Origin of the sequence: Algoriphagus sp. (assembly GCF_029254265.1) — a bacterium.
Classification (GTDB): domain Bacteria; phylum Bacteroidota; class Bacteroidia; order Cytophagales; family Cyclobacteriaceae; genus Algoriphagus.
In genome coordinates this window covers 1-11,627 of sequence record NZ_JAQWXX010000109.1, presented here as the reverse complement: position 1 = coordinate 11,627, position 11,627 = coordinate 1, and the positions used below count along the sequence as shown (strand labels likewise).

The 11,627-nt window shown below is 40.9% G+C and carries 6 protein-coding genes and 1 pseudogene; all 7 read right to left on the bottom strand.

Features of this window, described 5'->3' with window-relative positions:
- Positions 1–52: 52 nt before the first annotated feature.
- Entirely contained in the window at positions 53–1,057 is a 1,005-nt protein-coding gene (locus P8O16_RS16455) for a radical SAM/SPASM domain-containing protein (protein ID WP_300316527.1), read from the bottom strand.
- 130 nt (positions 1,058–1,187) lie between these two features.
- Positions 1,188–4,817, bottom strand: a complete 3,630-nt coding sequence (locus P8O16_RS16450) for an amidohydrolase family protein (RefSeq protein WP_300316526.1) — start codon at positions 4,815–4,817, stop codon at positions 1,188–1,190.
- Between the two features lie 91 nt (positions 4,818–4,908).
- Complete coding sequence (locus P8O16_RS16445) at positions 4,909–5,943, bottom strand: adenylate/guanylate cyclase domain-containing protein (protein WP_300316525.1); 1,035 nt, start codon at positions 5,941–5,943, stop codon at positions 4,909–4,911.
- An 11-nt stretch (positions 5,944–5,954) separates the two neighbouring features.
- Positions 5,955–6,338 (bottom strand): response regulator, encoded by a 384-nt coding sequence (locus tag P8O16_RS16440; RefSeq protein ID WP_300316524.1) that lies wholly within the window; start codon positions 6,336–6,338, stop codon positions 5,955–5,957.
- Positions 6,339–6,344: 6 nt separating this feature from the next.
- Positions 6,345–10,043 (bottom strand): ATP-binding protein, encoded by a 3,699-nt coding sequence (locus P8O16_RS16435; RefSeq protein ID WP_300316523.1) that lies wholly within the window; start codon positions 10,041–10,043, stop codon positions 6,345–6,347.
- Positions 10,044–10,060: 17 nt separating this feature from the next.
- Positions 10,061–11,431, bottom strand: a complete 1,371-nt coding sequence (locus P8O16_RS16430; protein ID WP_300316522.1) for an ATP-binding protein — start codon at positions 11,429–11,431, stop codon at positions 10,061–10,063.
- 99 nt (positions 11,432–11,530) lie between these two features.
- Positions 11,531–11,627, bottom strand: a pseudogene (locus P8O16_RS16425) (IS1595 family transposase); the annotation flags it as partial.

Below are 11,627 nucleotides of genomic sequence, written 5' to 3'. Positions count from 1 at the left end.
TCTACCAAATATAGTTCCAAAAAGGTGCTTTTCAAGTCTTTCAAGATTGCCCTTACTCGGTACAATTTTTACAAATCTCAATCTGGGTCCGATCTGCTAAAAGTTGTTTTCGGAAATTAAAATAGGGAACAGATTTCCAGATGGATTCCATGGTATTCGATTTCAACTCACCCATCACATGCGCTGCATCCTTGTCAAAGCAACAAGGAACGACTTTTCCATCCCAGGTGACGACAGCACCTTGCCACATGCGCCAGCACTTATTTTCGATTTTTTTCTTGATTTTCCATTTTCCATTTCCTACAGGGATATAGCGAGAATAGCCTAGATCGGAGGGAATCAAATCAGATCCATTTTCAAAATCATAGATCTGAGTAGTTTTAAGCTGAAGTTCATCTACTCCGATTTCCTCGGCCCAAGTTTTCAAAGCGGGGAGTTGATGTTCATTTTTTCCAGTCACCAAGAATTGGAGAATAACTCTGGGGAAATCCTGCTTCGCTTTTTTCCGCTCCGCTAAAAGTAAACTCAAGCCATTTTGGACTTTCTCCAAGGAACCTCCAATTCGGTAATCTTGGTAGACTTCCTGCGTGATACCATCCATAGAAACGATGAGTTGCTTAAGTCCGCTTTGTAGGATTTCTGCTACCTGCTTTTCACCAAGGTAATGAGCGTTGGTAGAAGTCGAAGTAAAGATCCGCTGTTGATCGGCATACCGCACCATGTCGAGAAATCTAGGATTGAGAAAAGGCTCACCCTGAAAATAAAGATGAAGCCAAGTCAGGTGACCTTTGACTTGATCTATGACTTTTTCAAATAGCTGGTCCTGGAGCATTCCAGTTGGTCGGGTAAATGACCGAAGACCAGAGGGGCATTCAGGGCAACGAAGATTACAACTGGTAGTCGGCTCGATTGAAAGCGTCGTGGGATTTCCCCAAAGAATTGGCCTTCCAGCAATTCTAGAAATATGAAATGAACTCCACAAAAGCGCATAATTCCAGACTTTGCTTAAAGTCAGGAATCGAAGAAAAGCCTTTGCTGAGAGCCATTGGTTGTTCACAGGTGCAAATACGTAAGAGCAAGGGGAGAATGCAACCTTTACGATTTTGAGCTTGAGGGAAAATCCAATTAAAAGAAAAAAACCGACCACTTCAATGTGGCCGGTTTCATAAGTATATTTTTAAACTATCTTATTTTTTCAAACTTGTATTCATCGCCGGAACTGGCTTCGTCCAAGGAGTCACATCCAGTTTTCTTGGTGTTGGTAAGATTTCATCCAAAGTGTTTCCATCATACACGCGACCATTTTTCACCACATGGGTGATGGTGTTGGTATTGCGAATGTTTTCCAATGGATTGGCTTCCATAATGACCAAGTCGGCTAATTTGCCAGCTTCGATACTTCCGAGTTCCTTATCTAATCCTAATGCTTCCGCACCCAAGATCGTAGCAGTCTTCAAAGCATCCATGCCGGACATTCCTCCACTTGCTACAGACCAAAGTTCCCAATGGTAACCTAAACCCTGCAGTTGACCGTGAGAACCCACGCCAGCTAATCCGCCCTGATCTACGATGGATTTGATACCTACTGCATGATCTTCGAATACATGATCTTCCGGAGCAAACCAACCACCCAATCCACCTACTCTACGACGTGCTTTAGAATTCAACTCCTCATATGGGGTAAATCGATTGAGCTTTGGATCGTGCAAAGGACTCTCAGTGGTGTAATAATAGTTCTCAGCCCAAGGACCGCCGTAAGCTACCAGCAAAGTTGGAGTGACAGCCATTTTACTTTCTGCAATGGTCTTAGTCACATCCTTGTACAAAGGATAGATAGGAATCGCATGCTCATGTCCTGGATAGCCATCAAACAGCTGAGTCATATTCAATTTAAAGTCCAAACCACCTTCAGTTGTCGGCATTAACTTCTGCTCTTTGGCAGCCATGATCACCCACTGGCGATGCTGTCTGTTTCCGACCAAGTACATCTTTATGTACTGGGTATTGTAATATTTGCTGTATTGCTTGAGGACATCTTTGGTCTGCTCGAGCGACTTCAGATTATACATCCAATAGCCAACGCCTGGACCGGTAGAATACACCCGAGGACCAGGGACCATTCCCGCCTCCACCATATCACTGTAGGTCAAGACGTCTGTTGTTGCAGTTTGAGGATCACGAGTGGTAGTTACGCCATAGGCTAGATTAGCGGCATAGATCCAAACCGAATTCTTATGTAATCCCCAAGTAGGCCACATGTGTGCATGCGTATCGATAAATCCCGGTGTGATCGTTTTACCTGTGGCATCCACCACTTTGGCGCTGCCTGCATCCAGGGTTCCAGTCTTTCCAACAGCTTTGATACGGTTATTCTCAATAAGAATGTCGCCGTTTTCGATGACCTCATTTCCCTTCATTGTCACGATTCGGGCATTTTTCAGTAAGATGCTTCCTTTTGGAGTATCTTTTGCAAAGTAAACTTTCACCTGCGTTTCCGCTGGCTTATAGCTTTCTTTCTCTTTCTGCGTTGCTTTGTGGATACTGTCAGCTTTCGCTTTTTCCTTATCGGTTTTGAAAAGTTCCTTGATTCGATCTTTCTCAGCTTTTGCCAATGAATCAGCCACTTTCACAGCGTCCGGACCCAAGGCTTTCAAGGCAGAAACGCTATCTGCCTCTGCCATCAGTTTTGCTTTCTTTGCTGCCTTAACGGAATCTTCCAACACTTCTGCTTGCCCTACATCATAGACCCAATGCCCATTTCCAAGTGACCAATGCACCTTTTTTCCATCAGCTTCCCAAGCTGGCCATTCTCCACCAATTTCAGTTAATTGACGCGAAGGAAAACTGCTGGATGAAGGATCTGCCACATTGATGGTTGGGGTTTTTCCTACCTTCGGAATAGTGACTACATAAACGTTATTATTTACCTGTGCCAAAGCCAAATTACCTTCCGGCGCCATCAAAATCGTACTTGCGCTAGCTGGCCGCATCGTTGGTTCTTGTGCATTCGAACCTTCCGGCAGCATGCAATAATTCACCGCATCTGCATTGGATCGAGGCATCCCCATGACATATCGGACGGTGGAAATATCCTCCAAACTGGCATGGTCGTGAGAGTCATGATCTCCTGCGGCAGATCCAAAAGGGGTAATTCCCGTAATCTTCGCATAAACCTTTTCGTCTTTTCCTTCCCAATTTACTGAAAGCAGAGAGCCTCCAGGACCATTTAAGAAAATACGAGTTGGATCTTTGGTGAAGTGAGCATTTCCGTAATTTGGGGCATCCATGATTTTGGTGAGCTCGCCGCCAGCGGCCGGAATCCAAACCAATTCTGCCTCAGAACCCGAAAAACCAGGACCTTCTGAATCTTGCAATTCTCTTCTTGGGCCTTTGAATACCACAATTTTATTGTCAGGAGACCAAACTGGACCAACATAAAGCGCTGCTTCTTTAGTAAGCTTTGTGACATTACCCTTACCAGCTAAAGCCGCTTTATAGAGATGTCCTCCTTCAGTTTCTGACCAAGTTGTAAATACCAACTGTGTTCCATCAGGACTCCAGGAAGGCATAGCTTCGGTAAAGTTATTGGTCGTGATTCGCTTCGGCTCTCCATTTGGATAGTCCATTACGTACAATCTGTTCAGAACTGTAAAAGCCAACTTTTTGCCATCTGGAGAAGGTACACCATCACGAATTTGAGTGGCAAGTTTGGCAGTGGTATCCTTGATTTCATAATCGAAGTAAAGTCTTGGACCCATGGCCAATTTCACATCCACTTCGAAAGGAATTTCTATAGGCGCTCCATCCATTACTGGAATACTCCAGATTTTTCCTCCATAGGAGGCAATAACATTTTTGGAATCCGGAGTGAAAGCCATTGCAGGTAATACCCCCTGAGGAGCGATTGATTCTTGCTCGTCCCGCTGCACCGGATAGGCTAGCCAGCGCTCGTCGCCCGATTCAAGATTACGAAGAACTAATCCCGTCTTATCCTCCCAGCGTGTTCCATAAACCATCCATTTCCCATCCTTACTAAGTGTAGGAGTGAATGCTGAACCGTAGCGGGAAGAAATATTGGTTATTTTTCCTTCTTCCAAATCATAAGTCCCGAGTTGATATTGCGGCAAAAGCGCGTTGTAATTCCATGCTCCTGTACGGTGTGAAAAATAAACTTTTTTGCCATCAGGACTTACCACTGGGTCAATAGTCTTCATAGAAGATGGGTCTTCATTAAGCTGAATTCCTCCACCACCATCTTTGTGGTACATCCAGAGTTTAGCTATTCTTCTTCCTTTACTGACTACAATGTATTCTCCATCCGGTGTCCATGCCGCTCCCGGCACGTCTCCGTTTTTATCCTTGGTGATTTGGACTGTATCTTTCTTCACCATATCGATGTACCAAAGGTTGTCAGAACCCGCACGATCGGAAGTGAAAAGTATTTTTTCTCCATCCGGAGAAAATCGAGGGTGTGTTTCGTAAGCTATGCCAGTGGTAATTGGAGTGGCTTTTCCCCCAGAAATCGGAATAGTATAGATATCTCCCAAAAGGTCAAAAGCAAGGGTGTTTCCGTCTGGGCTGACATCTACACTAATCCAAGTTCCTTCTTTGGTGTTGAATTTAACTTCACGCTCAGGTTTGAGGGGAAGGTTTTTAAATTTTGGAAAATCAAGAGAATCCTTTTTTGTGCTATCAAGCTGAGTAGTGAAACCTTCTCTCATCGGCGCCAAAACCGAGTCATTTTTTGGCACTAAAGCCGCAAAGCTCACAGATACTCCTAACGCTACTAGCAAAGCAGGTTGGATGATTTTTTTCATAAATTATGATTGGTGGTTTATTTATTCTGGGAAATAGAGATTATTGCCAATTACCTGGTTTTCAGATGTGTAAAATGAGTTTTTGTATAGTCTATTCGACTTCCCAAACATTCACTGGCAGAGCTTTATTCTTCAGCTCCATCTGTCCAATACTATTGCATTTAAAGTCAGGAACTGCGTTTGCATACTTATCCAAAATCAGGATTTGACCAGGATTAGCCTTCGATTGTAATCTGGAAGCGACATTCACGGTATCTCCGATTACAGTAAAATCAAGCTTTTTTAGGGAAATAGAACCAATGTTTCCCGAGACCATTTCGCCACTGTTTAACCCGATGGAGACATTTGGTTTGAACCCTGATTTTTCAGAAAAGACAGGGAGCGTCTTCATCTTATTCCGGATAGCGATACAAGCTCGAAGTGCTCTTGCCTGATAGTCTTCACCTTTAAATACTGCCATGATTGCATCACCGATAAACTTATCAATGATTCCTCCCTCATTCATTATTTCACGAACCATCAGGTCAAAATACTCATTGAGCAAACCTACCACGAGGTTTGGTTCCTCATTTTCAGAAATAGCTGTAAAACCGCAAACATCAATAAAAGCAACTGCTGCTTCCATCGTTTCATTTTCCCAGATTCCGGATTCAATCTCACGGTTACCCATGAAATTCAAAACTGTCTCATCCACATACATCTTGAGAATGTTGTTTTCTTTTAGGGCTTTAAGGGTCGATTTGACTTGGTGGATGTACTGGCTTGTCTTTTCGATAGTGATTTCCAAATCCTGAAAATCAACCGGCTTGGTGATAAAATCAAAAGCACCAAGATTCATGGCTGTACGGATATTCTCCATATCACCATAGGCCGAAATGATTACAGTTTTCAGTAGAGAATGCTTTTCCTTGACTTTAGAAAGCAATGTCAAACCATCCATCTCGGGCATATTGATATCGCTAAGTATCATGTCCACGTCCTTATTTGCATCCAGAACCTCTAGTGCTATCCGGCCATTCAGCGCAAACAAAAACTCCAGCTCTCCTTCACGAATTCGTTTTCGGAATTTTTGCTTGATTAGGATCTCCAAATCCGCCTCGTCATCGACTACCAATATCTTAATCATCCTTAATCTCTTTATTTCTTTGTTATCAGCCCTACAATTTCCCGCTTAAGCGAATCAAAATCAATTGGTTTGGTGAAAAATTCTTTCGCTCCCGAACTCATGGCCTTTTGATAATTTTCAGTATCTCCGTAGGCAGAAATCATACTGACATTAATTGTTGGAAACTTATCCTTTACTTTTTTCAATAATTCCAAACCGGTCATCCCCGGCATATTTATATCAGAAAATACATACACTACTTCTGGAGGTTCATCCTCACTTAAGATACGTAATGCCTCATCACCTGAAAAAGCAAAAGCCAATTCCAAATCCCCTGATCGAACTTCTCTTCTAAACTTTTGTCGAAAGAGTGTTTCAACATCTCTCTCATCATCAACTATTAAAATCTTTGTCATCTTTTCTTAAGTTAAAATAATAATAAATTCAGTAAACTCACCAGGAACACTTTGAACTGAAAGCTGCCCATTGTGACCTTTGGTGATAATCTCATAGCTCATTGATAGACCTAGACCAGTCCCTTTTCCTGCCGGTTTGGTAGTAAAGAATGGTTGGAAAATCTTTGCCTTAATCTCTTCTGGTATTCCTTTTCCATTATCCCGGATGCGAATCTCTATGCCTTTATCAAGCTTTTTGGTACTTACCCAAACTGTTGGCTTATAAGAAACATGCTCACTATTACCTTGGATAGCCAGTTCTTGTCGCCTTTCAGTTACTGCATAGAATCCATTGTTGATTAAGTTTAACACTACACGACCAATATCCTGAGGCACAACTTCCATTTTTGGAAGGGTCGGATCCAAGTCCAACTTAAAGTCAGCATTAAATGACTTGTCCTTTGCACGTAGGCCATGGTAGCTTAGTCGTAAATATTCATCTGCCAAAGCATTGATATCAGTCAATTCTTTTTGTCCAGAATTATTTCTACTGTGCTGCAGCATTCCCTTCACGATAGAATCTGCACGTTTACCATGGGTATTGATCTTTTCAAGGTTATCGGCTATGTCATTTAATATCTCATCAATCAATCCCTGATCCTGATCTTCCTTTGGCTTTACCCGCTCTTCCTTAATTTCCTGGATCAATTCATTACTCACCTCGGAGAAATTATTCACAAAATTGAGGGGGTTTTGAATTTCATGAGCAATACCTGCCGTAAGTTCGCCCAAGGAGGCCATCTTTTCTGACTGGATCAATTGCTCCTGAGTGGATTTCAATTCTTCGATAGATTTATTCAACTGAGCGGTACGGTGTTGGACCCGTTCTTCCAATAATCGATTTTCTTTTTTAAGATAAAAAGACCTGACCTGAACAATAGTATAGATCAACAGACCAAGTAAAAACACGTAGATCAAAAATGCCCACCAAGTAAGCCACCAAGGAGATTTGATGGTAAATGAGAATGAAGCCGGTTGACTCCAAACTCCATTAAATCCTTTAGTGATTACTTTAAAAGTGTATTCTCCCGGCAATAAGTTGAAATAAGTTTTAGATGTAGAGTTTTTGGTGATTTCGGACCAATCCTCATCGGATCCTTCAAGCACATATCGGAATTCTATCTCATCTCTACTTTTGATAGTAGGATTGGAATAAAGAAAAGTGAGGGAATTTTGATGATGTGGCAAAACCAGACCAATCGGCATTTTAGTTTTATTATCTAAGCTATCCCAGCGAATATTATTTTCATTGAGATAATCTGATAATTCACTTTCATCCAAGTCAAGACTATCCGGAATTGCTAAGTCTCCAACTCTCTGATACCTATTGAAAAATGAGGGAGATTCATCCATTACCTTGATTCCTGTCATTTCCACTTTCGCATCAGTGCTGGAATTTGTAATTGGATCCTGAAGGTTTACCGTCAAAATAGGCGATGCTCCCCACCAAACCTTTCCTTCTGAGGTGACAAAGGCTGTAGATTGATTGTAATCAGTAAACGGAAAACCCTCCGCTCTTCCAAAATTTGAAAACCTCCAGGCTTGATTTGAATCACCTTTTTGAGGCTCATCAATCACTACGATTCCATTTTCTGTCCCAAGATGGAGCCTGCCTTTTGACTCCACCATGTCATATAATCCCTCCGGAATCAAACCATGTTCTTTACCGATATTGGTGATGGAGTCCTGGTTTTTATTGATAATAGAAATTCCTTTAGCCCCTCCGATCACTAATCGCTGATCAGCGGTTAGCAGAAGAGCTGATTGATCATTTGTTGGTAATCCCTCCAGAATGCCAAAATAGCCTATTGTGTTTTTTTCTGGGTCTATAACATTTATTCCAGAATCACTGACGAGCCATATTTTCTGCGCTGAATCTTCTTTTAGCCCCCAAATGGTATTACTGGCTAAGCCTGAAAATGCATCCAGTTTTTTCATAGTTCCTTTCGAACGGTCAAAAACAATCAAACCATTATTCGTAGCAATCCAAATAGACCCATCACTCCTTTTTATGGCCCTCCAAATAGCCATCGCTGTTTCGGAATTACTTCGATATCCTGTAATAGTATTTGTATTTAAATCCAGAATACTAAATCCACCAAAAGACCCTACAAAAAACAAATCATCATCGATTTTTGTAACTCCTCGGTGTTCATTCGATCCTATATTTTCAGGTACAACCAACTCTTTAAGTGTATGCTCTTTTGGATCAAAAATCATCAATCCGCGATAAGTCCCAAACCAAACACGGCCCTTGCTATCCTCAGAGATGCCCCAAGTATCATTGCTGATTAGCCCATCATCCGTTGTAAAATGTCTTGAATCCATTCCAAAAGGATCGTAGAGTGCAAGGCCTTGCAGCCATGATCCGGACCAGTACATCCCCTCCTGATCAAATATATTGACCGCAGGAGGTCCCTGACCAGTGAGATTTGATTTGGTATCAATGGTTTTTATGGTCCCCTTTTTTGGGTTGTAAATACTAAAAAACTGATTAGAACCGATCCAAATATTCTCTTCTTTGTCCAAAGTGATCGAGATGGGAGCCCCTTCAAATCCTTGGGCTGCTGCTAATCTAGTGATAGTGGAATTTTCCAATGAAATACTAGAAAGTCCTGGCGAGAAGGAGGAGATAAGAATTTCTCCAGAGGAAGTTTCTGTGAAATCATAGTTAGCAAAAGTTTCCAACCCGGCCGCCTGATTTAAAAGCTTAATCTTCTTTCGATCAGCATCAATAACTCCAACTCCAATACTAAGGCCTAACCAAAGATTATTTTTTGAATCAATGAAAGATCCGAGCGAATTATTGATTCCTAAATTCAGGCTTTTAAGATCAAGATTGAATATCGTACGATTTTTCAAGTCGATAAACTTGTGCTCGTCCAAGACTCTTCCACCCCAGTAATTACCATTCAGGTCTACATTTCCCCTTGAAAATCCATAAGGCAGCTCAATAGTTTCTACTAATTCTTTTTCTAAATCAACTATAACTATTCCTTTTTGGAAACTTGACACTATCAGTTTACCATCGGGAGCAAAATCCAAATCCGATATCGTGTTCACAGCTCCGGAAAAGTCACTCTTTACGATTGGATAGAGGTGAAACTCAGATCCGGTAAATTTAACCAACCCCTTTTCTGTGGCTATCCAATGAATTCCATCAGGACTAATAATCTGTGCGTAAATGATATTTCCCGGCAAGCCCTGTCCGTTGGAAAGGCTTAAAATTCCGGCATTGACATTTTCTAATTTCAGCGGGGTAATGACCGGAGTAATAATAGGTTCAGGAAGTCTAGTTATTGAACTTTCCAAAGAATCATTCTCCATTACTAAATTGAAGGGGAATTCCTCCAATTCGTCCCAATCGAAAGTAATTTTTTCAACCGGCTTTTTGAGTGGAGTTTCTTCTTCAAGGATGAATGGTTTGGAAGGTAAACGATCCAGATCAAAACGCATGACCCTGCCTATGGGTACACTGTCTTTTGGGATTTCTTTCCAAGAGATCGGTTTTCCATCTGTAATTTTAAAAGGAATAGCCTTTGGAATTTCAAATCCTGATGGGTTTTCCGGATAGGGGATATCCTTATCTGACTGACAGGAGAAAGCCAAAACTAGAAAAAGTATAAAAAGTAACTTTGAATTAAACAATTGATCGCCTTTCACCATGTATAAATGTAATTATTTTAAGTTGGAAGTTCTATTAGGATTTGAGTGCCTTTTCCATCTTCCGACTGTACTTGGATATCACCTCCATGACTTTTGATGATGTCATAGCTCAGTGACATTCCAAGACCCGTGCCTTGGCCAGTTGGCTTAGTGGTAAAGAAGGGTTGGAAAATTTTTTGTTTTACTGCATCAGGCATTCCCATCCCATTGTCTTCCACTTTTATTTGGATTTTATTCCGATTTCTTCTGGTAGTGATTTTAACAAAAGGTTTGTATTCTTCTCCAAGGTTATCAGCCTTGATTTTAAGCTTTTTTTCATTGACGGCATAAAAAGCATTATTAACAAGATTGAGCAATACTCGACCAAAATCTTGTGAAATCACCTCTACTTTAGGGAGTAAATCATCAAAATCAGTTTGAAAATCAGCATTGAAAGTTTTATCCTTAGCCCTCAAGCCATGATAAGCCAATCTTAAATATTCATCAGCCAATTCATTAATATCTGTCAGTTCTTTGACCCCACTGCTCGTACGTGAGTGCTGAAGCATTCCTTTCACAATTGCATCAGCTCGTTTTCCATGATAGGTAATTTTAGAAAGATTATCCGCCACATCACTAAAGATCTCTTCTATCAATTCCTGGTCTCTTTCAGCTGGAGCTTTGGAAAGCTCTTCCTTAATCTCCTGGATTAATTCATTACTGACTTCAGAGAAGTTATTCACGAAGTTTAGTGGGTTTTGAATCTCATGTGCAATTCCTGCAGTAAGTTCTCCTAAAGAAGCCATTTTTTCAGATTGAATTAACTGATCCTGGGTAGACCTTAATACTTCCAAAGCCGCTTCCAATTCTTCTTTTTGCTTAGTTATTTCTTTGGTTCGTTCAGCTACTTGAATTTCCAATTCATCCTTGACCTTTGCGGCTATCAGATATTCTCTTTCTCGGATTATCGCTTTTTGTTGCTCTTTCTCAAGAGCTTTTGCTTGCCTTCTATTGATAATCCACATGGCAATTGCCCACAGAAAGGCAAAAATTCCCGCCGTTTCGAAATATGCGGACCATTTCGCATACCAGCTTTCATTGATTAGTTCTGCTATTTGGGAAAGGGCATTCGTAATTATTAGCGGTAACAAAGCAAAAACTAAATTTTTCCGAAAATGAAACTCCGGGTACTTGAATACCATAAAAATCAAAGTACTAATTAAGGAAAAAGTACCTGCCATCAGGATTAAAGTAAAACCATCACTTACCGCTTTCATGACTATGAGTGTACCTGCGGCGAACATTATAGAAGTAAATAGAGACCTCCACCTGTTAGGACTTTTTTCTAACCCAAGCGGCTTTCTTAAATAAAAAGCAATAATGATGGTGATGAAATTTATCTCGCTCATGCTTTGTAAGATACTTTTTTGCTGGCAATAGTTTGTTTAAAGTTAAGTTAAACTATTTATTCGCTTTATTAAAAAGAAGATAGAGGTGTCCGCTTAACATCATATCATATTTGAGATATACATTTTATCTGCTTTTACCATTCTGATGATTAGATTATTGAAGATGGTGTCTTTGTTCTGGGAGCGATTAATTCGG

Bases quoted from the DNA above. Each gene is read 5' to 3' on its own strand.
- P8O16_RS16450 (WP_300316526.1), bottom strand. From the start codon at position 4,817: ATGAAAAAAATCATCCAACCTGCTTTGCTAGTAGCGTTAGGAGTATCT.
- P8O16_RS16440 (WP_300316524.1), bottom strand. From the start codon at position 6,338: ATGACAAAGATTTTAATAGTTGATGATGAGAGAGATGTTGAAACACTC.
- P8O16_RS16445 (WP_300316525.1), bottom strand. From the start codon at position 5,943: ATGATTAAGATATTGGTAGTCGATGACGAGGCGGATTTGGAGATCCTA.
- P8O16_RS16430 (WP_300316522.1), bottom strand. From the start codon at position 11,431: ATGAGCGAGATAAATTTCATCACCATCATTATTGCTTTTTATTTAAGA.
- P8O16_RS16435 (WP_300316523.1), bottom strand. From the start codon at position 10,043: ATGGTGAAAGGCGATCAATTGTTTAATTCAAAGTTACTTTTTATACTT.